Annotated in this window: 22 protein-coding genes; 15 read left to right on the top strand and 7 right to left on the bottom strand. The window is 73.8% G+C overall.

From position 1 onward, the window contains the following. Positions 1 to 6 precede the first annotated feature (6 nt). Entirely contained in the window at positions 7 to 1536 is a 1530-nt protein-coding gene (locus tag EV188_RS22610) for a carboxyl transferase domain-containing protein (protein WP_133828556.1), read from the bottom strand. An 84-nt stretch (positions 1537 to 1620) separates the two neighbouring features. Between EV188_RS22610 and EV188_RS22605 the strand changes: the two genes are divergently transcribed. After that, positions 1621 to 2190, top strand: coding sequence for an SACE_7040 family transcriptional regulator (locus tag EV188_RS22605; protein ID WP_243741916.1), 570 nt, complete (start codon positions 1621 to 1623; stop codon positions 2188 to 2190). Between the two features lie 62 nt (positions 2191 to 2252). Continuing rightward, positions 2253 to 2642 (top strand): YbjQ family protein, encoded by a 390-nt coding sequence (locus tag EV188_RS22600; RefSeq protein WP_243741915.1) that lies wholly within the window; start codon positions 2253 to 2255, stop codon positions 2640 to 2642. Here EV188_RS22600 and EV188_RS22595 read toward each other — a convergent pair. From EV188_RS22595 to EV188_RS22575, 5 genes are all read right to left on the bottom strand, one after another. Continuing rightward, positions 2639 to 3067, bottom strand: coding sequence for a hypothetical protein (locus EV188_RS22595; RefSeq protein ID WP_133828555.1), 429 nt, complete (start codon positions 3065 to 3067; stop codon positions 2639 to 2641). The genes EV188_RS22600 and EV188_RS22595 overlap by 4 nt on opposite strands. A 73-nt stretch (positions 3068 to 3140) precedes the next feature. Further along, positions 3141 to 5072, bottom strand: coding sequence for a S9 family peptidase (locus tag EV188_RS22590; protein ID WP_133828554.1), 1932 nt, complete (start codon positions 5070 to 5072; stop codon positions 3141 to 3143). Positions 5073 to 5097: 25 nt separating this feature from the next. After that, on the bottom strand, positions 5098 to 6645 hold the full coding sequence (locus EV188_RS22585; protein ID WP_133828553.1) for an acyl--CoA ligase family protein: 1548 nt from the start codon (positions 6643 to 6645) through the stop codon (positions 5098 to 5100). Between the two features lie 23 nt (positions 6646 to 6668). Next, entirely contained in the window at positions 6669 to 8024 is a 1356-nt protein-coding gene (gene gdhA / locus EV188_RS22580) for an NADP-specific glutamate dehydrogenase (protein ID WP_133828552.1), read from the bottom strand. A gap of 60 nt (positions 8025 to 8084) precedes the next feature. After that, entirely contained in the window at positions 8085 to 8957 is an 873-nt protein-coding gene (locus tag EV188_RS22575; protein WP_133828551.1) for an Fpg/Nei family DNA glycosylase, read from the bottom strand. A 52-nt stretch (positions 8958 to 9009) separates the two neighbouring features. On the opposite strand from EV188_RS22575, the gene EV188_RS22570 reads away from it, so the two are divergent. From EV188_RS22570 to EV188_RS32750, 3 genes are all read left to right on the top strand, one after another. Beyond that, positions 9010 to 9441, top strand: a complete 432-nt coding sequence (locus EV188_RS22570; RefSeq protein ID WP_133828623.1) for a nucleoside deaminase — start codon at positions 9010 to 9012, stop codon at positions 9439 to 9441. An 88-nt stretch (positions 9442 to 9529) separates the two neighbouring features. Next, the gene (locus EV188_RS22565; RefSeq protein WP_133828550.1) at positions 9530 to 9745 is read left to right on the top strand and encodes a hypothetical protein; all 216 of its coding nucleotides are present in this window, start codon (positions 9530 to 9532) and stop codon (positions 9743 to 9745) included. Positions 9746 to 9748: 3 nt separating this feature from the next. Beyond that, positions 9749 to 9940 carry a DUF6069 family protein gene (locus EV188_RS32750; protein WP_243741927.1) on the top strand — a complete coding sequence of 64 codons (192 nt, stop codon included), beginning with the start codon at positions 9749 to 9751 and terminating at the stop codon, positions 9938 to 9940. Between the two features lie 43 nt (positions 9941 to 9983). Here the strand turns inward: EV188_RS32750 and EV188_RS22560 are convergent, their stop codons facing one another. Then, on the bottom strand, positions 9984 to 10667 hold the full coding sequence (locus EV188_RS22560; protein WP_133828549.1) for a TetR/AcrR family transcriptional regulator: 684 nt from the start codon (positions 10665 to 10667) through the stop codon (positions 9984 to 9986). An 84-nt stretch (positions 10668 to 10751) separates the two neighbouring features. Between EV188_RS22560 and EV188_RS22555 the strand changes: the two genes are divergently transcribed. The 10 genes from EV188_RS22555 to EV188_RS22510 all read left to right on the top strand — a co-directional run bounded on the left by EV188_RS22555 (position 10752) and on the right by EV188_RS22510 (position 22911). Further along, positions 10752 to 12251 (top strand): acyl-CoA synthetase, encoded by a 1500-nt coding sequence (locus tag EV188_RS22555; protein WP_133828548.1) that lies wholly within the window; start codon positions 10752 to 10754, stop codon positions 12249 to 12251. Next, positions 12248 to 13474, top strand: a complete 1227-nt coding sequence (locus EV188_RS22550) for an acyl-CoA dehydrogenase family protein (RefSeq protein ID WP_133828547.1) — start codon at positions 12248 to 12250, stop codon at positions 13472 to 13474. Before EV188_RS22555 ends, EV188_RS22550 begins: the two co-directional genes overlap by 4 nt. Further along, entirely contained in the window at positions 13471 to 14289 is an 819-nt protein-coding gene (locus EV188_RS22545; RefSeq protein ID WP_133828546.1) for a TIGR03084 family metal-binding protein, read from the top strand. The genes EV188_RS22550 and EV188_RS22545 overlap by 4 nt, the downstream gene beginning before the upstream one ends. Further along, entirely contained in the window at positions 14286 to 15914 is a 1629-nt protein-coding gene (locus EV188_RS22540; protein ID WP_133828545.1) for an acyl-CoA carboxylase subunit beta, read from the top strand. The genes EV188_RS22545 and EV188_RS22540 overlap by 4 nt, the downstream gene beginning before the upstream one ends. Before the next feature lie 117 nt (positions 15915 to 16031). After that, entirely contained in the window at positions 16032 to 18038 is a 2007-nt protein-coding gene (locus EV188_RS22535; RefSeq protein ID WP_133828544.1) for an ATP-binding protein, read from the top strand. Then, complete coding sequence (locus tag EV188_RS22530) at positions 18035 to 19789, top strand: acyclic terpene utilization AtuA family protein (RefSeq protein ID WP_133828543.1); 1755 nt, start codon at positions 18035 to 18037, stop codon at positions 19787 to 19789. Before EV188_RS22535 ends, EV188_RS22530 begins: the two co-directional genes overlap by 4 nt. Beyond that, positions 19786 to 20802, top strand: a complete 1017-nt coding sequence (locus tag EV188_RS22525; RefSeq protein ID WP_133828542.1) for a TIGR03617 family F420-dependent LLM class oxidoreductase — start codon at positions 19786 to 19788, stop codon at positions 20800 to 20802. The genes EV188_RS22530 and EV188_RS22525 overlap by 4 nt, the downstream gene beginning before the upstream one ends. Next, positions 20803 to 21945 (top strand): acyl-CoA dehydrogenase family protein, encoded by a 1143-nt coding sequence (locus EV188_RS22520; RefSeq protein WP_133828541.1) that lies wholly within the window; start codon positions 20803 to 20805, stop codon positions 21943 to 21945. 55 nt (positions 21946 to 22000) lie between these two features. Next, the gene (locus EV188_RS22515; RefSeq protein WP_133828540.1) at positions 22001 to 22483 is read left to right on the top strand and encodes a GNAT family N-acetyltransferase; all 483 of its coding nucleotides are present in this window, start codon (positions 22001 to 22003) and stop codon (positions 22481 to 22483) included. A 14-nt stretch (positions 22484 to 22497) separates the two neighbouring features. Beyond that, on the top strand, positions 22498 to 22911 hold the full coding sequence (locus tag EV188_RS22510; protein ID WP_133828539.1) for a hypothetical protein: 414 nt from the start codon (positions 22498 to 22500) through the stop codon (positions 22909 to 22911). Positions 22912 to 22917: the final 6 nt, after the last annotated feature.

The raw sequence follows: 22917 nt of genomic DNA, 5'->3' as shown, positions 1-22917 counted from the left end.
TGACCCTCACATCCGGAAGACGCCGAAGTGCGGCGCGTCGAGGGGGGCGTTGGCACAGGCGGAGAGCGCGAGGCCGAGGACGGTGCGGGTGTCGGCGGGATCGATGACGCCGTCGTCCCACAGGCGCGCGGTGGAGTAGTAGGGGTGGCCCTGGTGCTCGTACTGCTCGCGCACGCCCTCGGCGTCACTGGAACCGACCGTCCCGAGCACCGTCGCGGCCTGCTCGGCGCCCATGACGCTGATGCGCGCGTTCGGCCACATCCACAGGAAGCGCGGCGAGTAGGCCCGCCCGCTCATCGCGTAGTTGCCGGCGCCGTAGGAGCCGCCGATGACGACGGTCAGCTTCGGCACGCGCGTGGTGGCGACGGCGGTGACCATCTTGGCGCCGTCCTTGGCGATGCCGCCCGCCTCGTACTCGCGGCCGACCATGAACCCGGTGATGTTCTGCAGGAACACCAGCGGGATGCCGCGCTGGTCGCAGAGCTCGACGAAGTGCGCGCCCTTGAGCGCCGACTCGCGGAAGAGCACCCCGTTGTTGGCGACGATGCCGACGGGGTGTCCGTGCAGGCGCGCGAAGCCGGTGACGAGCGTCGTGCCGTAGTCGGGCTTGAACGGGGTGAAGGCGCTGCCGTCGACGAGGCGGGTGATCACCTCGTGCACGTCGTAGGCGGTGCGCCCGTCGACGGGGACGACGTCGTAGAGCTCGGTCTGGTCGTGCTCGGGCTCGACCGTCGGCCGGCGCTCCCACGGCGCGGCGGGGCGGGGCCCGAACGTGTCGACGATGTCGCGGACCATCGACAGGGCGTGGGCGTCGTCGTCGGCGAGGTGGTCGACAACCCCGGAGGTGCGTGCGTGCAGGACGCCGCCGCCCAGCTCCTCGGCGGTGACCTCCTCGCCCGTCGCCGCCTTCACCAGCGGCGGGCCGCCGAGGAAGATCGTGCCCTGGTCGCGCACGATGATCGCCTCGTCGCTCATCGCCGGGACGTACGCCCCGCCGGCGGTGCAGGAGCCCAGCACCGCGGCGATCTGCGGGATGCCGAGCCCCGACATCGTCGCCTGGTTGTAGAAGATGCGCCCGAAGTGCTCGCGGTCGGGGAAGACCTGGTCCTGCTCGGGGAGGAACGCGCCGCCGGAGTCGACGAGGTATATGCACGGCAGCTTGTTGTGCAGCGCCACCTCCTGGGCGCGCAGGTGCTTCTTCACCGTCATCGGGTAGTAGGTGCCGCCCTTGACGGTGGCGTCGTTGGCGACGACGACGCACTCGCGCCCGGCGATGCGCCCGATGCCGGTGATGATCCCGGCGCCCGGCGCGGCGTCGCCGTACATGCCGGTGGCGGCCAGCGGCGAGAGCTCGAGGAACGGGCTCGACGGGTCCAGCAGCGCGTCGACGCGGTCGCGCGGGAGCAGCTTGCCGCGCTCGACGTGGCGCTGGCGCGAGCGCTCCGGGCCGCCGAGCCGCGCGGTCGCGAGCCGCTCGCGCAGGTCGGCGACGAGCTCCCGGTGCCCGGTCGCTACATCGGTGGTGGGCGCGGCCACGCTCGACCTCCTTCGGTCACGTTAACGCTCATTCACGTTAGCGACCGTTCACGTCGCCTGGCAAGAGGCGCTAGTGTGCCGAGGGTGCCGGTCACCACGTCCCGCCGCGAGCAGATCCTCACCGAGGCCGCGCGCCTGTTCGCCCGGCACGGGTTCCACGGCGTGTCCATCGACGGGATCGGCGCGGCCGTCGGGGTCAGCGGGCCGGCGCTGTACCGGCACTTCCCGTCCAAGGAGGGGCTGCTCGCCGAGATGCTGGTCGGCATCAGCGAGCACCTGCTGGCCGGCGGGCAGGAGCGCGCGGCCGAGCACACCGACCCGGTCGACCTGCTCGACGCGCTGATCGCTTTCCACACCGACTTCGCGCTGCGCCAGCCCGAGCTGATCACCGTGCAGGACCGCGACCTCGCCAACCTCCCCGACGACGCGCGCCGCCGGGTGCGCGGCCTGCAGCGCGCCTACGTCGAGATCTGGGTCGGCGCGCTCGTCCGGGCCGGGCTCGCCGGCAGTGACGAGGCGGCCCGCGTGGCGGCGCACGCGGCGTTCGGGCTGATGAACTCGACCCCGCGCAGCACCACGCACACCGGCGCGGACGTCGCCGCCGGCATCCTCACCACGATGACCCGGGCGGCACTGCACGCGCACCCTGTCTGACCGGCGACAAGCCCCCGAGAAGTCGCACCGCGCTACGCCGTCCGCCGCTACGCTCCGCGCCTGTGAACCAGCCGCAGCAGCACGGCCAGCACCCGGGGCAGTTCCAGGGCCAGCGCTACCCGATCCTGCTCTCGACCATGAACGACCTCCCCGGCTACGAGGTCGTCCGCGTGTACGGCGAGGTCTTCGGTCTCACCGTCCGTAGCCGGAACATGTTCTCGACCATGGGCGCGGGCTTCAAGGCGATGGCCGGCGGCGAGCTCAAGGGCCTCTCGAAGCTGCTGTCGGACTCGCGGCACGAGGCGCTCGGGCGGCTCTCGGAGGAGGCGATGGCGTTCGGCGCCAACGCGGTCCTCGCGCTGCGCTTCGACTGCAACGAGATCGCCCAGACCGCGAGCGAGATCGCCGCGTACGGCACCGCCGTCTACGTCGTGCCGCACACCCAGCGCTAGCGGGTCGCGACCCCGAGCTGCTCCTCGACGTCGCGCAGCCGGTTGCGCCGCATCTCGGCCTCCTCGAGGCGGGCGCGGACCGCGCGCTGCCGGGAGAGCAGCTCGCGGACGTAGTCGGTCCGCCCCTCCTCGGTGGCGTGGTGGATCTGCTCGCTGAGCTTCGCGTCGAACCGCTCGAACCACTCGACGTGCTGGTCGGCCTCGCGCCGCTTGCGCACGGCCTCGTCGTACTGCGCCCGCGTCACGACCCCGACGGGCGGGCGCGGCGCGGACGCGCCGTAGCCGCCGATGCCGTGCCCGGGCGCGCCCGGCGGCGGGTCGTAGGGGCGCGGCGCACCGACGCCGGTGTAGGCGGGCGGTGCGGTGTCGTCCGCCTGCTGGTCACGGCCACGCCCGAAGAAGCGGCCCAGTCGTGAGGTCGCCATGGCGATCCCTCCTTACGCGCAGTGACACTCCTCACTGTGCACGGCGGGCGTCCGGGACGGAAGCGGACACCGGTCATCCGCGCTCGATCGGTACGGGGTCGATGCCCTCGTCGGCCGGGAGCGCGAACCCGAACATCTCGGCGTAGAACGCGAGCTCGGCGTCGAGGGCGCGGCGGATGTTCTCCGCCTTGCGGAAGCCGTGCTGCTCGCCGGCGAAGAGCAGGTAGGCGACGGGCACGCGCCGGGCACGCAGCGCGTCGACGATCATCTCCGACTGGTTCGGCGGGACGATCGCGTCCTCGTCGCCCTGCAGCACGATCAGCGGCGTCGCGAAGCGCTCGACGTGCGTGATCGGCGAGCGCTCGACGTAGACGTCGCGGGCCTGCGGGTACGGGCCGACGAGCCCGTCGAGGTAGCGCGACTCGAACTTGTGGGTGTCGGCCGCCAGCGCCTCGAGGTCGGCGACACCGAAGTGGTCGGCGCCCGCGGAGAACGGGGTGTCGTCGCGGGCGAGCGCGGCGAGCGTCGTGAACCCGCCCGCCGAGCCGCCCCGGATGGCCAGCCGCTCGGGATCGACGCGGCCGGCGTCGGCGAGCGCGCGGGCCGCGGCCAGGCAGTCGGCGACGTCGACGATCCCCCAGGCGCCCTGCAGCTGCTCGCGGTAGGCGCGGCCGTAGCCGGTGGAGCCGCCGTAGTCGACGTCGACCACCCCGAAGCCCCGGCTCGTCCAGTACTGCAAGCCCAGCGCGAGCACCGGGCTGGCCTGCCCCGTGGGGCCGCCGTGGATGACGACGAGCAGCGGCGGGCGCTCGCCGTCGGGCCCCTCTCCCGCCGGCGGGTAGTACAGCGCGTGCGCGTCACGGGCCCTTCCCTCCCCGTCGACCGAGGCGAACGTCATCGGCTCCGGGACCGAGATCGTCGCCGGGTCGAGACCGAGGTCGCGGGCCTCGCGCAGCGTGGTGACGGTGCCGTCGAGCGTCACGCGGTGCACCCCGGCCTCGGCGGTCGGCGAGCCCGCGACGCAGACGACGGCGTCCCCGTCCGCGCGCACCGACCGGATCGCGGTGAACGGGGTGTCGAGCTCCGTGACCGCGCCGTCGGCGGTGCGGACGGCGAGCGCATCGAAGCCCTGGGAGGAGCGGGCGAACACCACGGAGTCACCGACGGTGGCGTGACGCGCGCCGGCGAGCTGCCAGGCGGGCAGGCCGATCTCGGCGGCCATCACGACGAGCGGCTCGACGGAGCCGTCCCATCGGTAGAGGTTCCACCAGCCCGTGCGGTCGGACAGGAAGTGCAGGGAGCCGTCGGCCTGCCAGACCGGCTCGCCGACCGACTCACCGGGCCCGCCCGCGACGACGGTCTCGGTGCCGGTCGCGAGGTCCCGGACGGTGAGGACGGTGTCGTCCCACGGCATCGACGGGTGGTCCCACGACACCCAGGCCAGCCGGGACGCGTCCGGCGACAGGCGCGGGGCGGCGACGAAGTCCGGGCCGCTCACGAGCACCTCGGGCTCGCCCGGCGCCCGCGCGTCGAGGCGCACGATCTCGTTGACCACCTCGGTGGCCGGCGCGCCCTCGCGCGGGTGGTGCTCGCGGACGCAGACGAGCCAGCTGCCGTCCGGGGCGACGTCGCCGTCGGCGTACCGGTCGCCGCGCGGGGCGGCGGGCTCCGGGGTGAGCACGGTGACCTCGCCGTCGTCGAGACGACGCAGGCGCTGGTCGGCCCAGTCCACGTAGAAGACCACGCCCTGATGGACCCACCACGCGCCGCCGCCGTACTCGTGCACCGCGGTGCGGGCGTTGGCGCCGTCGCCCAGCAGGTCGGTGACCGTGCCCTCGGCGTCCCGGCGGACCAGCTGCGTGCGCCCGCCCTCCGCCGCGCGGCCCTCGCCCCAGACGACGCCGCCGACCCCGTCGGGCCGGACGTCGTCGAGGCGCACCGCGGCGGCGACGACGCGCTCGGACGTGATCGGGGTCGGCCAGGAGCCGTAGGGCAGCGGGGTCACGCCGCCACGGTAGGCGCCGTGATCGTCAGGACTCCGACCGAGACCGCAGCACGTTCTTCTGGATCTTCCCGGTCGAGGTCTTCGGGAGCTCGCCGAAGACGATGCGCTTCGGCGCCTTGAACCGGGCGAGGTGGGCGCGGACGTGCTCCACGAGCTCGTCGGGCTCGACGTCCTGCGAGACCGTCACGAACGCGATCGGGATCTCGCCCCACTGCTCGTCGGGCGCGCCGACGACCGCGGACTCGATCACCGCGGGGTGGCTGTCGAGGACCCGCTCGACCTCGACCGACGCGATGTTCTCGCCGCCGGAGATGATCACGTCTTTGCTCCTGTCGCGGATCTCCACGTAGCCGTCGGGGTGGATGACGCCGAGGTCGCCGGTGCGGAACCACCCGTCGGCGTCCACCTCCGCGGTCGCCTCCGGGTCGCGGTAGTAGCCGAGCATGACGTCGTTGCCGCGCAGCACGAGCTCGCCGAGCGTCTCGCCGTCCCACGGCACGTCGGAACCGTCCTCCTCCGACAGCACCCGCAGGCGCTGCGCGACGACGTTGCCGACGCCCTGGCGCGCCTTGAGCCGGGCCTGCTCGTCGGCGTCGAGGGCGTCCCACTCGGGGTGCCAGTCGTTGACCGCCGCCGGCCCGTAGGTCTCCGTGAGGCCGTACAGGTGCGTGATCGACATCCCGAGGTCGTCCATCCGCGCCAGCAGGGTCGGCGAGGGCGGGGCGCCGCCGGTCGCGACCGTCACCCGCTCCGGCGCCGGCCCCTCCGTGGCCGCCTCGGCGTGGGCGATCATCGTCAGCACCGTCGGCGCCGCGCAGTAGTGCGTGACCCCCTCGGTGCGGATGAGCCGCCAGATCTCCTCGGCGTCGATGGTGCGCAGGCAGACGTGCAGCCCGCCCGCCGCGGTGACGGCCCAGGGGAAGCACCAGCCGTCGCAGTGGAACATCGGCAGGGTCCACAGGTAGCGCGAGGCCGGCTGGAGGCGCATGTGGAACGCCATCGCGAGCGCCTGGAGGTTGGCGCCGCGGTGGTGGTACATCACGCCCTTCGGGCGCCCGGTGGTCCCCGAGGTGTAGTTGATGGCGAGCAGGCCGCGCTCGTCGGCGACGGGGACGACGCGCTCCGGGGAGTCGGCGACGAGGCCCTCGTAGCGCTCGCCCTCCTCGACGAGCTGGACACCGGTCCGCTCCGCCACGGCCCGCGCGTTCGCCACCAGCTCGCGGGTCGCGATCAGCAGCTTCGCCCCGGAGTGCTCGACGATGTGGACGATCTCGTCGACCGAGAGCCGGGTGTTGAGCGGCACGAGCACCGCGCCGGCGTAGGGCACGCCGTGGTGGCACTCGAGCATGACGTGGCTGTTGCTCGCGAGCGCCGCCACGCGGTCGCCGGGCTCGATGCCCAGCTCGTGCAGCGCCCCCGCGAGGCGCCGTGACCGCGCGCCGAACTCGGCGTAGGTGAACCGCGCGTCCCCGTCGACGACCGCGTCGCGGGTCGCGAAGACGTGGGCGGCGCGGTCCAGGAACGCCGTCGGCGTGAGCTCGGCGAAGCTGAAGGGAGCCGGGGTGACGGACATGCCCGGAGGTCTACCCGATGCCGCTACACCACGCCCAGGCTCGTCATCGCCTCCGCGACGCGCAGGAAGCCCGCGGCGTTCGCGCCGTTCTCGAGATCGGCGGGGTCGCCGTGGTAGCGGTCGGCGGCGTCGCGGACCCGGTCGAAGGCGTCGCTCATGATCGTCTGGAGACGCTCGTCGACGTCCTCGCCGCTCCAGCGCTCGCGCCCGGCGTTCTGCTGCATCTCCAGCGCGGACACGGCGACGCCGCCCGAGTTGGCCGCCTTGCCCGGCCCGAACACGACGCCGGCCTCGCGCAGGACCTCGCGCGCCTCCGGGGTGACCGGGCCGTTCGCGCCCTCGGCGACCGCCCAGCACCCGTTCTCGACGAGCGCGCGGGCCTCCTCCGGGCCGATCTCGTTCTGCGTCGCGCAGGGCAGCGCGACGTCGCAGTCCAGGGTGAACGCCGAGCCGTCCGAGGTCGTCGCGGTCGAGCGCTTCTCGGCGTAGTCGGCGACGGAGCCGCGCTGGCCCTTGATCTCGCGCAGGAGGTCGACGTCGATGCCGTCGGGCTCGGAGACCGACCCCTTCGAGTCGGAGCAGCCGACGACCGTGCCGCCCGAGGCGATCACCTTGTCCATCGCGAAGAGGGCGACGTTGCCGCTGCCGGAGACGACGACGCGGGCGCCGTCGAGGTCGCGGCCCTGCTCGGCGAGCATCCGCTGGGTGAAGTAGACGGTGCCGAACCCGGTGGCCTCGGGCCGCAGCGCCGAGCCGCCCAGCACCGCCGGCTTGCCGGTGAACGCGCCGGGCTCGTGGTAGCCGATGAGGCGCTGGTACTGGCCGTAGATCCAGCCGATCTCGCGGGACCCGACGCCCATGTCGCCGGCGGGCACGTCCACGGCCGCGCCGACGTGGCTGGCCAGCTCGGTGGCGAACGACTGGCAGAACCGCATGAGCTCGCCCGTCGAGAGCGTCTTCGGGTCGACGTCCGCGCCGCCCTTGCCGCCGCCGATGTCCTGGCCGGTCAGGGCGTTCTTGAACACCTGCTCGAAACCGAGGAACTTGATGACGTCGAGGTCGACCGTCGGCGCGAACCGCAGGCCGCCCTTGTACGGGCCGAGCGCCGAGTTGAACTGGACGCGGAAGCCGCGGTTGACCCGCACGGTCCCGGCGTCGTCGACCCACGGCACCCGGAAGACGATGACCCGCTCGGGCTCGCAGAGCCGCCCGACGACGTCGGTGTACTCGGGGTGCTCGACCAGCACCGGCCCGATGCTGCGCAGCGCCGCGCGGACGTCGGCGTGGAAGAACTCCTGGTGGGGGTCACGGCGCAGGACGTCGCGCCACACCTCCCGCAGTACCGCGTTCTCGGGCTCGTCGCTGCGTTCGCGCGCCATTCGCCGTCCTCTCCGAAACGTCGTTGTTCCGGTCGGACTGTTACCCGGGGCTGATCGGTCTCAGTCGGTACGTCCTTCGGCGGCCTGCTCCACCGAGCACCACCACGTCGTCCGGCCGCCGACCGTGCCGCGCTCCATCGGCGCCCCGCAGCGCGGGCACGTCTCGTCCTTCGCGCGGTGCGCGATGACCTCGCCGGTGTGCACCCCGCCGCGCTTGATGGCGTCGCGGGTGGCCTTGCGCAGGGTGGTGCGCAGGGCGTCGAGCTCCTTCGTGGACAGCTCACCCGCGGGGCGCGACGGCGAGAGCTTCGCCTCCCACAGCGTCTCGTCGGCGAGCAGGTTGCCGACGCCGGCGAGCACCGACTGGTCGAGCAGCTTCGCCTTGATCGCCACGATCCCCTTCCCGACGCGCGCCCGGAACTCGTCCCTCGTGATCTCGGCGGCGTCCGGGCCGAGCGCGTCGACGTCGGGCTCGAGGTGCACGCGCCCGAGACGGCGCTTGTCGAACAGGCGCAGCTCGCCGCCGTCGTCGAACGTCATGCGGAAGCGGTCCCACTCCGCCTTATTCTTGGGATGCTTGTCGGGCCGCTCGCCGGGCTTCTTCGGCATGCCGCCGACGTGCGGGTCGCCGCCGGCGTAGAGGCTGGAGTCCTCGTCGCCCGTCGGTCCGGTGACGAAGATGCGCCCGCCCATCCCGAGGTGGATGCCCAGGTGCGGGCCGGCGGCTCCGTCGGCGGTGACCGTGTCGCACCACATCGTCTTGCCGCGCCGGTGCGCTGCGGTGAGGCGCCCGCCCTTGAGGGCCCGGTCGATCTCGCCGGGGGCGTGCGGGCGGCACACGTACTCGTCGGTGTCGTCGACGCTCGCGATCACCCGGTCGAGCGCCTTCTCGACGACCTGGCGCGCGTTCTCGACCTCGGGCAGCTCGGGCACGCGATCCATTCTGCGTCGTGGCAGCGTGCGCGGCGTGCTGACTCCCGCCGCCATGCTCGCTGTCGCCCTCGAGGAGGCCCGGACCGGGGCCGCGGCGGGCGGTGTCCCGGTCGGCGCGGCGCTGTTCGGCGCCGACGGAGCGGTCCTCGGACGCGGCCACAACCGCCGCATCCAGGACGGCGACCCCGCCACCCACGGCGAGACCGCCGCGTTCCGCGCCGCCGGGCGCCGGCCCCACTATCGCGAAACGACGATGGTCACGACGCTCTCGCCGTGCTGGTTCTGCGCGGGGCTGATCCGCCAGTTCCGCATCCCGCGCCTGGTCGTCGGCGAGGCGGAGAACTTCGGCGGGCAGCACGCGTGGCTCGCGGACCTGGGCGTCGAGGTCGCGGTGCTCGACGACCCGGACTGCGCGGCGCTCATGCAGCGCTTCGCCGCCGACCACCCCGAGGCCTGGCTGGAAGACATCGGCGGACCCGAGTAGAAGATTTTCCGGGAGCGTGTCGAAAGCGGTGACCGCCGTTCGACCTGGGGGCAGAGAAACCCGCTGACACCCCGCCCCGGAGGTCACCATGTCCGTCATCACCGCCCCCGCCGCCATCGCCACCTCGTCCCGCGCGAAGACCCGCGGCCTCGCCGTCGTCGGGGCCGGCGCGGCGGCGCTCGCCGGCTGGAGCGTCGGCGCGCTGCTCGGCGCCGACTACTGGATCACCGACTCCTTGGGCACCGCCCGCGTCGACATCCCCGCCGCCGTCGGCACCACGATCATCACCGCGCTGCTCGCCTAGGCGCTGCTCGCCGTCCTCGAGCGGGTCGCCACCTGGGGCCGCACCGCGTGGACCTACCTCGCCGTCGGCGTCCTCGCCGTCTCGATGACCCCGATCGGCCTCGTCGAGGCGACCGCGTCGACGCGCATTGGCCTGATGATCGCCCACCTGGCCGTCGCCGCTGTCGTCATCCCCGCGTTCACCCGGGTGCGCTGACGCGCAGGTGAGCAGTGTGGACGGCGATAACCGTCCACACTGCTCACGAGCGCGGAGCGCACACCTCGGCGACGCAGCGGGCCACCGGGCCCTGCGGGTCGGCCGCAACGGCACCCAGGTCGTCGGGCACCCCGAGACCGCGCAGCAGCGTCCGGCAGAACTCGGCGGCGACGTCCTCGGGCGGCATCCGGCCCTGCGGGTCGAACCACGTCCACATCCAGTGCAGCGAGCCGAACATCTGCAGGCTGCGCAGCCGCGCGTCGCCCGGCACGAACACCCCGGCCTCCTCGCCCTCGCGCAGCGCCGCGACGACGAGGTCCCGGTACGCGTCGCGCTGGCCCCGCGCGGTCTCCATCCCCGGCTCGTCGGTGAGGCGCACGACCTCCCGCTGGAACGCGACGGTCGTGGCGGGCTCGAGCGTGGAGTAGCGGACCCCGGCGTGGACGAAGGCGGCGATCCGCTGCTCGGGCGCCGGGAGCCGGGCGAGGAACGCGTGGGCCTCGTCGAGGCGGCGGCCCATGTAGCGCTCCTGGACCTCGGCGAGCATCCGGTCCTTGGTGCCGAAGTGGTGGACGATCGTGCCCTTGCTCATCCCGAGCTCGGCGGCGACGTCGCCGAAGTTGGCGCGGTCGTAGCCGCGCTCGGCGACGTGGCGGGTGAACGTCGCGAGGATCTCGTCGCGCCGACCGCCGCGAGGACGGCCCGGGGCCACCACCGGCTCGGCCATGGCACCCCCTTGAAAACTGACCGCACGTACGGGCAGAGTAGCGCACGTCACGGCGTCGTGGGTCAGGACCGAGAGGAGCCGGCGATGGACGGTGGGATCGCCGACTGGATCGCGCGACGGGCGGAACGCCGCCCGCACGCGACGGCCGTGGTGGACGTCGCCACCGGCGCCCGCCACGACTACGCCGCCCTCGACCGGCGCGTGAGCGCGCGGGCCGCCGCCCTCGCGGGGCTCGGCGTCGGGGCCGGCACGCGCGTCGCCCTGCTCGGCGAGAACTCTGCCGCCTACCTCGAGTGGCTCTTCGGCGCGGCACGGATCGGCGCGGTGGCCGTGCCCGTCAACCACCGCCTCGCGCCGGCCGAGGTCGCGCACGTCCTGCGCGACTCGGGAGCGACGGTGCTCGTGGGTTCGGTGGCCTTCGAGGCCCTCGCGAAGGGCGCGCTGGACGAGCTGGACACACCGCCGGTGCTCGTCGCGCTCGGCGCAGAGCCGGGCGACGGGACCGTCGCGGCGCACCCGGCGGCGGGCGACGACCCCTGCGTGATCATGTACACCTCGGGCACCACGGGCGTCCCCAAGGGCGCGGTGCTCACGCACGACAACATGCTGTGGAACGCGATCAACATGGTCACCGCGGGTGCCGGCGTCAGCGGCACCGACGTGACGATCGCGGCGGCGCCGCTGTTCCACATCGGCGCGCTCGGGCTCTCCGCACTCCCCCTGCTCTACGCCGGCGGCACGGTCGTCGTCGTGCCGTCGTTCGACCCCGCGGCGTTCGCTGACCTGATGGCCGCCGAGGGCGTCACCACCCAGTTCCTCGTGCCCGCGATGTGGGCGGCGCTGACCCGGCTGCCCTCGCTGCCGCCGATGCCCGCGCTGCGCTGGGCGATCTCGGGCGGGGCGCCGTGCCCGGTCACGGTGATCGAGCACTTCACCGGCCTCGGCTGGACGTTCACCGAGGGCTTCGGGATGACCGAGCTCTCGCCCGCCGCGCTCTTCCTCGACGCCGCCGACGTGCTCACCCACGCCGGCTCGGTCGGGCGGCCGTTCCTGCACGTCGACGCGCGGCTGGTCTCCTCGACGGGCGAGGACGTGGCGGTCGGCGAGGTCGGGGAGCTGGTGCTGCGCGGGCCGACGGTCTTCGCGGGCTACTGGAACCGTCCGGAGGCCACCGCCGAGGTGATGCGCGACGGGTGGTTCCACTCCGGCGACCTGGGCGTCCGCGACGCCGAGGGCTTCGTGACGCTCGTCGACCGCAAGAAGGACATGATCATCACGGGCGGCGAGAACGTCTACCCCGTCGAGGTCGAACAGGTCCTGCACCGCCACCCCGCGATCGCCGACGTCGCCGTCGTCGGGATCGGCGACGCGCAGTGGGGCGAGACGGTGCTGGCGGTGGTCGTGGCCTCGGATGACATCGACCCCGACGAGGTGATCGCCTTCGCCCGCGAGCGGATCGCGCACTTCAAGGCCCCGCGACGCGTCGAGGTCGTCGGGGAGCTGCCGCGCAACGCGACCGGGAAGCTGCTCAAGCGGGTCCTGCGCGAGCAGTTCGCCGGGCAGGCCGAGGCGGTCCGCCGGTGACGGGCGCGCCTGTTCCGAGCGAAGGGCACCTTCGCTCGGATAGATCGAGCGAAGGTGCCCTTCGCTCGGCATCCGGCAGCGCGCACGACGCGTGGTCGACGCCGGAGCGGCGGGCGCTGCGCGAGCTGGTCGCCGACTTCACCGCGCGCGAGATCGTCCCGAATCTCGCGCAGTGGGAGGACGACGGCGCCCTGCCGCGCGCGCTGCACGAGCGGGCCGGGGCGCTCGGCCTGCTCGAGCTCGGCTTCCCCGAGGCCGCGGGCGGGGTCGGCGAGCACCTCGACGCCTGCCTCGTCGCCGAGCAGCTGATCCTCTCCGGCGGGTCGAGCGGGGTCTGCGCGGGCCTGTTCACCCACGGCATCGGGGTCCCGCACATCGCGAACGCCGGCGACCCCGACCAGATCGCGCGCTTCGTCAAGCCCGCCCTCGCCGGGCAGATGATCACCTCGCTCGGCATCACCGAGCCGGAGGCCGGCTCCGACGTCGCGGCGCTGACGACCCGCGCCCGCCGGGACGGCGACGCCTTCGTCGTCGACGGCGCGAAGACGTTCATCACCTCGGGGACGCGGGCGGACATCGTCACCACGGCCGTGCGCACGGGCGGCGAGGGACACCGCGGCATCTCGCTGCTGGTGATCGAGACCGACCGGCCCGGGGTGTCGCGCTCGCGGCTGCGCAAGATGGGCTGGCACTGCAGCGACACCGCGGAGCTGCGCTTCGACGGGGTGCGGGTGCCGGCTGCGAACCTCGTCGGCGCCGAGGGCACGGGCTTCCGCCAGATCATGGTCAACTTCGCGGCCGAGCGGCTCTCGATGGCCGTCCAGGCGTACGCGACCGCGCAGCGCTGCGTCGACCTGACGATCGACTGGGCCCGCGCGCGCCGGACGTTCGGCGCGCCGCTCGCGCAGCGCCAGGTGGTGCGCCACCAGATCGCGGAGATGGCGCGCGAGGCGACGGTCGCGCGGACCTACGTGCGGGACGTCCTCGCCCGCTGGCAGGCCGGCGAGGACGTCGTCACCGAGCTCGCCATGGCCAAGAACACCGCGGTCGCGGCGTGCGACGCCGTCGTCGACCGCGCGGTCCAGCTGCACGGAGGGATGGGCTACATGCACGGCGTGGAGGTCGAGCGCCACTACCGCGACGCGCGGATCCTCGGGATCGGCGGCGGCGCCAACGACATCATGAACGAGGTCGTGGCGGGCCGGCTGGGGCTCGACGGATGAGCCCGTCGGTCGACGAGCTGCTGGCGGACCTCGACGCCGAGCGGGCGGCGGTGATGTCTCTCGTCCGCGAGCTGCCGCGGGCGTCGTGGACGCTGCCGACCCGCGCCGAGCCCTGGACGGTCCGCGACCAGATCGCCCACCTCGGCTGGTTCGACGGCGCGTTCGCGCGAGCGATCTCGACGCCGGCGGCGTTCGAGGCCGAGCGTGACGCGATCACCGACGTCGCGACCTACGTCGACCGGACCCTCGCCGACGTCCCGGAGGTCGGGCCCGCCGCGCTCGCGTACTGGCAGGACGCGGCGCGGGCGTTCGACGACGCCGCGCGCGCCTGCGACCCCTCGGCGCGTCTGCCCTGGTACGGGCCGTCGATGTCGGTGCGCTCGGCGATCACCAGCCGGATCATGGAGACCTGGGCGCACGGCAGCGACGTGGCCGACGCCCTCGGGTCCCGGCTCGCCCCGACCGACCGGCTGCGCCACGTCGCCGACCTCGCGGTCCGCGCGCGGGCGCAGGGCTACCGGGTCCGCTCGCTGGACGTGCCCGAGGTGCCCGTGTGCGTCGAGCTCACCGGCCCGTCGGGCGAGGTGTGGCGATGGGGCGAGCCCCACGTGAGCGATGTGGGTCGCCAGGACGACCCGGATCACTCACGTGGCGAAGCCATCACCGGCGACGTCGAGGAGTTCTGCCTGGTGCTGATCCGGCGGGTGCACGTCGACGACACCTCCCTCCACGTCACCGGCGACGCCGCGCGCGAGTGGATGACCATCGGCCAGGCGTTCGCGGGGACGCCGGGGAAGGACCCGGTGCGGGCATGAGCCTTGTTCCCGACATCAGTCCCGCCGCTGTCCTGGCGTCGCGGCTCGACCCGTCGTCCCCGGAGTACGCCGCCGACCGCGCCGCGATGCTCGACGCCCTCGCCGGCGTCGACGAGGTCGCCGCGACGGTGCTCGCCGCCGGCGGCGCGAAGTACGTCGACCGGCACCACGACCGCGGCCGCCTGACCGCCCGCGAGCGCGTCGACCTGCTGCTCGACCCCGACGCGGCGTTCCTCGAGATCGGCGCGCTGGCCGGGGCGCACGAGCCGGACCTGACGACGCCGGGCGCGGGCCTGGTGGTGGGGATCGGCGCGGTCAGCGGCGTCGAGTGCATGGTGATCGCGAACGAGCCGACGGTGAAGGGCGGCTCGATCACCCCGATCGGCGTCACCAAGCAGCTGCGCGCCCTGGAGATCGCCGAGCGCAACCGGCTCCCGGTCGTCGCGCTCGTCGAGTCCGGGGGTGCCGACCTCCCGCGCCAGGCCGACCTGTTCGTGCCCGGCGGGCGGACGTTCCGCGAGATGACGCGGCTCTCGGCGGCGGGGATCCCGACGATCGCCGTGGTCTTCGGTTCGTCGACCGCGGGCGGCGCGTACATGCCCGGCATGAGCGAGTACACGGTCTTCGTGCGCGGGCAGGCGACCGTCTACCTGGGCGGGCCGCCGCTGGTGAAGATGGCGATCAACGAGGACGTCGACGACGAGACCCTCGGCGGCGCGGAGATGCACGCGCGCGAGTCGGGCCTCGCCGACCACCTCGCCGCCGACGAGCGCGACGCCCTGCGGATCGGGCGGCGGATCGTCGCCGACCTGGGGTGGCGGAAGGCGGGGCCGGGGCCGTCCTTGCCGGCGGACCCACCGCTCCGCCCGGCCGAGGAGCTGCTGGCCTGCGCGGCGTCCGACGCGAAGCGGAGCGTCGAGGTGCGCGACGTGCTGGCCCGCGTGCTCGACGGCTCGCGGTTCGACGAGCACAAGCCGCTCTACGGCACGACGCTCGTGTGCGGCTGGGGCTCGATCGGCGGCTTCCCGGTCGGCGTGCTCGCGAACAACGGGATCTTGTTCTCGGAGGAGTCGCAGAAGGGCGCGCAGTTCGTCCAGCTCGCCAACGCCCGGTCGATCCCGCTGCTGTTCGTCCAGAACATCACGGGGTTCATGGTCGGTTCCGCCTACGAGCGCGGTGGGATCATCAAGGACGGCGCGAAGCTGATCAACGCGGTGTCGAACTCCGAGGTCCCGCACCTGACCCTCATGGTCGGCGCGTCCTACGGCGCCGGGAACTACGGCATGTCCGGGCGCGCCTACGACCCGCGCTTCGTCTTCACCTGGCCCAACCACCGCATCGCGGTCATGGGCGGCACCCAGCTCGCCGGCGTCATGTCGATGGTGCAGCGCCGCTCGGCGGAACGGGCGGGCCGGGAGTACGACGAGGCGACCGACCGCGTGACGCGCAAGGCGATCGAGGACGGCGTCGAGGCGCAGTCCAACGCCGTCTACGCGTCGGGGCGGATGTGGGACGACGGCGTCATCGACCCCCGCGACACCCGCACGGTCCTCGGCCTCGCCCTCTCCGCCGTCCACTCGGCCCCGATCGCCGGCGCGACCCGCTTCGCGCCGTTCCGGATGTGAGGCACGGGTGTCCCAGCCTGGCGGCAGGCGGCACGGAGCGCAGCGGAGCTGCCGCGCCGGAGGCATCAACACTGCTGACGTTCAACGTCAGGAAATCCCCCATCTCGAGGTGAGCCGGTGATCAGCACGCTGCTCGTGGCCAACCGCGGGGAGATCGCGCGGCGGGTGATCCGCGGCGCGCGGACCCTCGGCATCCGCACGGTCGCGATCTACTCCGCACCCGACGCCGACGCCCCGCACGTCGCCGAGGCCGACCGGGCCGTCGCGCTGCGCGGGTCGACGAGCGCCGAGACCTACCTCGACGCCGAGCAGGTCCTCGCCGCGGCGCGGGCCACCGGCGCCGACGCCGTGCACCCCGGCTACGGCTTCCTCTCGGAGAACGCCGCGTTCGCGCGCCGGGTCGCCGACGCCGGCCTGACGTGGGTCGGCCCGGACCCCGCGTCGATCGAGGCGATGGGTGTCAAGCACACCGCCAAGGCCCTGGCCCGCGAGGCCGGCGTCCCGACGCTGCCGGACGCGCTGCTCGAGACGGACGACGCCGCCGATTGGGCCCGCGCGGCCGAGGGCGTCGGCTTCCCCCTGCTCGTCAAGGCCAGCGCGGGTGGCGGCGGCAGCGGGATGCGCGAGGTCCGGTCGCCCGACGCGCTCGCCGACGCCGTCCGCTCCGCCCGCGCCGAGGCCGCCCGCAGCTTCGGCGACGACACCGTCTTCCTCGAACGCCTCCTCGACGCGCCGCGCCACATCGAGATCCAGGTCCTCGGCGACGCGCACGGGCACGTCGTGCACCTCGGCGAGCGCGAGTGCTCGATCCAGCGGCGGCACCAGAAGGTCGTCGAGGAGGCGCCGTCGCCGGCGGTGTCGCCGGAGCTGCGCGAGCGCATGGGAGCCACGGCCGTCGCGCTGGCCGAGAAGCTCGGCTACGTCGGCGCCGGGACGGTGGAGTTCCTGCTCGAGGATGCGGATTTCCTGACGTGTGACGTCAGCAGTGTCGACGCCTCCGTCGCGGCAGCTCCGCTGCGCTCCGTGCCGCCCGCCGCCACGCTGACACAGGCGAGCTTCTACTTCCTCGAGATGAACACCCGGCTGCAGGTCGAGCACCCCGTCACCGAGGAGGTCTACGGCGTCGACCTCGTCGCGCTCCAGCTGGCGATCGCCGACGGTGAGGAGGTGCCGTTCACCCAGGCCGGCGTCGTCCCACGCGGGCACGCGATCGAGGTGCGCCTCTACGCCGAGGACCCCAGCGCCGGCGACCGCCCCAGCCCCGGGACGCTGCACCGCTACCGCCACGACACCACGCTGCGCTGGGAGGACGCGCTCGGCGCCTCGGGCGAGATCAGCGCGTTCTACGACCCCATGATCGCCAAGGTCATCGCCCACGCCCCGACCCGCGCGGCGGCCGCCCGGCGGCTCTCCGCGGGCCTGGCGCAGGCCGAGATCCATGGCCCCGCCACCAACCGCGACCTGCTCGTCGCCGTCCTGCGCGACGCCGACTTCCTCGCCGGCGAGACCCGCACCGACTTCCTCGAGCAGCACGCCGCGCTGCGCACCCCCGAGCCCGCCACCCCGCGCGTCGTGCACCTCGCGGCGGCCGTCGCCTGCACGAGCGCGGCGCGGCGAGCCAACGACCCCCTGAAGGACCTCGCCCCGCCCGGCTGGCGCCTCCTCCGGGGCACGCCGAGGCCGGCGATCGCCTGGGAGGGCCCGGACGGCGAGGTCGTCCCGACCAACGACGGGATCACCCTCCGCGACCCCACCCCCGACGGTGTGCGCGTCACCCTCGACGGCGTCGAGTACCGCTGCCGCGTCGCCCACCACGACGGCACCGCCCACGTCGACGACGGCGAGGGCCACAGCGCCTGGCGCGAGGTCCCGCGCCTGCCCGCCCCCGACGCCGCGGCGGGCGGGGCGGGGCCGGTCAGCGAGGTCCCGGGCACCGTGGTCGAGGTCCTCGTGGCCGAGGGCGAGCACGTCGTCGCCGGGCAGAAGCTCGTCGTGCTCGAGGCGATGAAGATGGAGCACCCGGCCCTCGCCGCCGCCGACGGCGTCGTGGAGACCGTGCACGTCGCGGTCGGCCAGTACGTCGAGGCGCACGCCACGCTCGTCACCCTGGGGACGCCCGGATGATCGCCATCGCCAACGTGTCCGGCTTCTACGGCGACCGGCTCTCCGCCGCGCGCGAGATCGTCGACGCGCACCTCGAGGGCCGCGTCCACGTCGACGTCCTCACCGGCGACTGGCTCGCCGAGCTGACGATGGGCCTGCTCGCGAAGCAGCGCGAGCGCGGCAAGGGCGGCTGGGCGTCGACGTTCGTGCGCCAGATGCAGGACGTGCTCGCCGACTGCCTCGACGCCGGCATCCTCGTCGTCGCCAACGCCGGCGGGCTCGACCCCGCCGACTGCGCGGCCGAGATCGCCGCGATCGACGACCGCGCCCGCGTCGCCTGGGTCGGCGGGGACGACGTCACCGACGCCGTGGTCGCGCTGCCGCCGGAGCAGACCGCGCACCTCGAGACCGGCGAGCCGATCCCGGAGAAGCCGCTGGTCGCCAACGCCTACCTCGGGTGCCGCGGGATCGTGTCGGCGCTCGAGGCCGGCGCGAACGTCGTCGTCACGGGGCGGGTCACCGACGCCGCGGTGGTCGTCGGGCCCGCGGCGTGGCGTCACGGGTGGGGTCCCGACGACGTCGACGCCCTCGCCGGCGCCGTCGTCGCCGGGCACGTCATCGAGTGCGGCGCCCAGGCCACCGGCGGCAACTTCTCCTTCGCCGGCGAGCTGACCGGCACCGAGCACGTCGGCCTGCCGGTCGCCGAGATCGCGGCCGACGGCTCCGCGGTGATCACCAAGGCGGCGGGGACGGGCGGGGCGGTCACCGTGGAGACGGTCACCGCGCAGCTGCTCTACGAGGTCGACGGGCCCCGCTACCTCACGCCCGACGTCGTCGCGCGCCTCGACACCGTGACGCTGACCCAGGACGCCCCGGACCGCGTCCGGATCACCGGGACCCGCGGCGAGGCGCCGACCGACACCGTCAAGGTCGGCGCGATCGTGCCCGCCGGCTGGCACAACGAGATGACCTTCGTGCTCACCGGCCTCGACGTCGAGGCCAAGGCGGAGCACGCGCTCGCCGCGCTGTGGGCCGGCGTCCCGGGCGGGCGCGACGCCTTCGACCGCGTCGAGACCCGGGTGCTGAGAGCCGATGCTCCCGATCCCCAGCGCATGATTGACGCCGTCTCCCTGCTCACCGTGGCCGTCGCGGGCCGCAAGGACGCCTGCGCGCGGCTCTCCCGCGCGGCCGTCGAGACGGCGCTGAGCGGCTACGCCGGCTTCTTCGCCACCACCCCGCCGGGCCCGGGCAGCGCCGCGAGCGTGTTCTGGCCGATCCTGCTGCCCGCCGCCGACCTGCCCCAGCTCGTCGGCCTCGCCGACCGGACGTGGACGGTGCCGCCGCCCGCTGCCGACCGGAGCAGCGCCGACGACCGTCCGCGCGCCGCCCCGGGAAACGAACGGCGAGCTCGTTGCGTCGGAAGCAGCGAGAGCGCCGTTCGTTCGCAACCCCTGGGCCGCCTCGCCGGCGCGCGCTCCGGGGACAAGGGCGGCAACGCGACGCTGGGGCTCTGGGCGCGCGACGACGCCGCCCACGCGTGGCTCGCCGGCTGGTGGGACGACGAGCACGTCGCGTGGCTGCTCGGCGAGGACGCGGCGGGCTGCGGGCGACGGCTCTGGGCGCTCCCGAACCTGCGCGCCGTCGGCGTCACCGTGGTCGGATTCCTGGGACGCGGGGTGGCCGACAACCTCGCGCTCGACCCGCAGGCCAAGGGGCTCGGCGAGTTCGTCCGGGCCCGACACGTGGACATCCCCGAGGAGCTGCTGCGATGAAGGTCGACGCCACCGTGGTCACCGGTGGGCTCAGCGCGTTCGCCGACGACGCGGTCACCGCCGAGAAGGCGGGCTACGACGCCGTCTGGGCGTCCGAGACCCAGCACGACCCGGCCGTGATGATCACGCTCGCGGCCACCCGCACCGAGCGCATCACCCTCGGCACCGCGATCACCGTCGCGTTCGCCCGCACGCCGATGACGACGGCGATGACCGCCAACGACCTGCACGAGGTCACCGGCGGGCGCTACATCCTCGGGCTCGGCACGCAGATCAAGCCGCACGTCACCAAGCGCTTCTCGATGCCCTGGTCGCGGCCCGCCGACCGGATGCACGAGTACATCCGGGCCGTCCGCGCCATCTGGGACGCCTGGGCGACCGGCGAGCGCCTCGACTTCCGCGGCGAGTTCTACACGCACACGCTGATGACGCCGTTCTTCTCGCCCGCCCCGAACCCGTACGGCACCCCGCCGATCCACCTCGCCGGCGTCGGCCCGCGGATGACGGCGGTGGCGGGCGAGGTCGCCGACGGGTTCATGGCCCACGCCTTCTCCACCGAGCGCTACCTGCACGAGGTCACGCTGCCGTCGCTGCGCGAGGGCTTCGAGCGGGGCGGCAAGGACGGCACGGGGTTCGAGTTCTCGGCGACCGCGCTCATCGCCACGGGCAACACCGAGGAGGAGTTCGCCGCGTCGATCAAGGACGTGCGCCGGCAGGTCGCGTTCTACGGGTCGACGCCCGCCTACCACCCGGTGCTCGAGCTGCACGGCTGGGGCGATCTCGCCCGCGAGCTCAACACGCTCTCCAAGAGTGGCGAGTGGGACGCGATGGGCGAGGCCGTCGACGACGAGGTCCTGCACACCATCGCGATCGTCGCCGAGCCCGACCAGGTCGGCCCGGCGCTCGAGGCCCGCTTCGGCGGCATCGCCCAGCGCATCCCGCTCTACGCGCCGTCCGGATCGCAGACCGACCGCTGGGGCCCGGCCCTGGCGCACCTGCAGGGAGTGAAGTAAGTGGTCGCGTTCACCGAGGAGCACCAGGCGTTCCGCAAGACCGTGCGGACGTTCGTCGAGCGGGAGATCGACCCGTACGTCGACCAGTGGGAGCGCGACGAGCGGATGCCCACCCACGAGCTGTTCGGCAAGCTCGGCGAGCTGGGCTTCCTGGGGCTCGAGTACGACCCCGCGTACGGGGGCGGCGGCGCCGACCACCTGTTCTCGGTGGTGCTCGCCGAGGAGATCGGTCGCGCCGACGCCGCCGGGGTCGGCATGGCGATCGCCGTGCAGACCGACATGGCGACGCCGTCGCTGGCCCGCTTCGGCTCAGAGGAGCTCAAGCAGCAGTACCTGGCCCCGGCGATCCGCGGCGAGCACGTCACCGCGATCGCGGTCAGTGAGCCCGACGCCGGCTCCGACGTCGCCGGGCTGCGCACCCGGGCCGTCCGCGACGGCGACCACTGGGTGATCCACGGCTCGAAGCTCTACATCACCAACGGGGTGCAGGCGGACTGGCTGTGCCTCCTCGCGCGCACGTCGGACGAGGGCGGCGCCCGCGGGATGTCGCAGATCGTCGTGCCGACGGACACCCCCGGAGTGTCGGTGTCGCGGACGCTCGACAAGCTCGGCAACCGCTGCTCGGACACCGCCGAGCTGTCGTTCGACGGCGCGAAGGTGCCGGTCGCGAACACCATCGGGCGCGAGGGCCGCGGCTTCCAGCAGCAGATGGCGCAGTTCCAGAACGAGCGGATGGTGGCCTGCTACGGACGCGTCGGCGCCTGCGAGCGTGCCCTCGACCGCACCGCCGCCTACCTGCGCACCCGCCACGCCTTCGGCGGCCCGCTGATCACCAACCAGTACCTGAGCTACCAGCTCGCCGAGCTCTACGCCCGCGTCGACATGTGCCGGCACTACAACTACGCGTGCGCCGAGGCGTACATGCGCGGCGAGGACACGTCGCGGTTCGCGACGATCGCCAAGCTCGCGATCGGGCGGCTCTGCGAGGACGTCGCCCGCACCTGCCTGCAGTACCACGGCGGTCTCGGCTACATCGAGGAGACGTGGACCGCGCGGTTCCTGCGCGACATGCGGATCACCTCGATCGGCGGCGGCGCCGACGAGGTGATGCTCCAGGTGATCGCCAAGATGCACGGCATGTAGGGCCGTTCGGCGTATGTGAGCGATTTTCCGTGCCATAGCCCGGAAAATCGCTCACATGGGAGTCGAGGTACGGCCGCTGCCGCCGGAGCAGGCGGTCACGCTGATGACCGAGCCGGAGGCGTTCACCGAGCGCTTCGGGCTCACGCTCGTCGAGGGCTACCTCGCCTTCCCCGACGCGCTCGAGCCCACCGTCACCGCGCTCGAGGGCGGGGTCGACCCGGCGTGGTTCGCGCACCTCATCGTCGAGGGCACCGACGTCGTCGGGCTCGGCGGGTTCACCGGCCCGCCGACCGACGGCGAGGTCGAGATCGGCTACTCGGTCGCCCCGTCGCGCCAGGGCTGCGGGGTGGCGACGGCGGCGGTCGGGCTGTGGCTGGAGCGCGCCACGCGGGGCGGGGTCCGGCGGGTCCGCGCGCACACCCGCCCCGAGGAGAACGCCTCGGGGAGCGTGCTGCGCCGCCACGGGTTCGTCCGCGACGGCGAGGTCACCGACCCGGACGAGGGCACCGTGTGGCGCTGGGTCCGCGACCTGGGTTGATCTACGGTGACGCCGTGCCCACGCCGACGTCCCCGCCGACCTCCGTCCACCGCTCCTTCCAGCTCTGGATCGCCGCGGTCGTCGTCGGCGTGCTCGGCAGCGTGTTCTCGCTCGCGACGTCGGCGACCGTGCCCAACGGCTACCTCGCCGCCGGCGGCATCGTCGGCGTCATCATCGGCCTGCTCTTCCTCGCCGCGCTGGTCTACCTCGCGCTGCGCATGCGCCAGGGCGAGAACTGGGCGCGGATGGCGCTCGCGATCCTCGGCGGGATCTCGGCGGTGTTCACCGTCGTCGGCGTGCTGCTCACGGCCGGCCTGGGCGTGAGCCCCGGCGGCATCTCGACGATCGTCAGCCTGCTCCAGGCCGCGCTGATCATCGCGGCGATCATCTTCGCGTTCCAGGCGCCCGCGAACGCGTACTTCCGCTGAGGCCCG

Source organism: Actinomycetospora succinea (genome assembly GCF_004363095.1).
In the GTDB taxonomy this organism is placed as follows: Bacteria; Actinomycetota; Actinomycetes; order Mycobacteriales; family Pseudonocardiaceae; genus Actinomycetospora; species Actinomycetospora succinea.
Note: the sequence above shows the minus strand (reverse complement) of the source record. Positions and strands in the feature narration are given on the sequence as shown.

Excerpts from the sequence above, each read along its gene's own strand:
- EV188_RS22595 (WP_133828555.1), bottom strand. The coding sequence starts at position 3,067 with ATGGCGACCTCACGACTGGGCCGCTTCTTCGGGCGTGGCCGTGACCAG.
- EV188_RS22585 (WP_133828553.1), bottom strand. The coding sequence starts at position 6,645 with ATGTCCGTCACCCCGGCTCCCTTCAGCTTCGCCGAGCTCACGCCGACG.
- gdhA (WP_133828552.1), bottom strand. The coding sequence starts at position 8,024 with ATGGCGCGCGAACGCAGCGACGAGCCCGAGAACGCGGTACTGCGGGAG.
- EV188_RS22570 (WP_133828623.1), top strand. The coding sequence starts at position 9,010 with ATGCTCGCTGTCGCCCTCGAGGAGGCCCGGACCGGGGCCGCGGCGGGC.
- EV188_RS22565 (WP_133828550.1), top strand. The coding sequence starts at position 9,530 with ATGTCCGTCATCACCGCCCCCGCCGCCATCGCCACCTCGTCCCGCGCG.
- EV188_RS22560 (WP_133828549.1), bottom strand. The coding sequence starts at position 10,667 with ATGGCCGAGCCGGTGGTGGCCCCGGGCCGTCCTCGCGGCGGTCGGCGC.
- EV188_RS22555 (WP_133828548.1), top strand. The coding sequence starts at position 10,752 with ATGGACGGTGGGATCGCCGACTGGATCGCGCGACGGGCGGAACGCCGC.
- EV188_RS22545 (WP_133828546.1), top strand. The coding sequence starts at position 13,471 with ATGAGCCCGTCGGTCGACGAGCTGCTGGCGGACCTCGACGCCGAGCGG.
- EV188_RS22540 (WP_133828545.1), top strand. The coding sequence starts at position 14,286 with ATGAGCCTTGTTCCCGACATCAGTCCCGCCGCTGTCCTGGCGTCGCGG.
- EV188_RS22530 (WP_133828543.1), top strand. The coding sequence starts at position 18,035 with ATGATCGCCATCGCCAACGTGTCCGGCTTCTACGGCGACCGGCTCTCC.
- EV188_RS22525 (WP_133828542.1), top strand. The coding sequence starts at position 19,786 with ATGAAGGTCGACGCCACCGTGGTCACCGGTGGGCTCAGCGCGTTCGCC.
- EV188_RS22515 (WP_133828540.1), top strand. The coding sequence starts at position 22,001 with ATGGGAGTCGAGGTACGGCCGCTGCCGCCGGAGCAGGCGGTCACGCTG.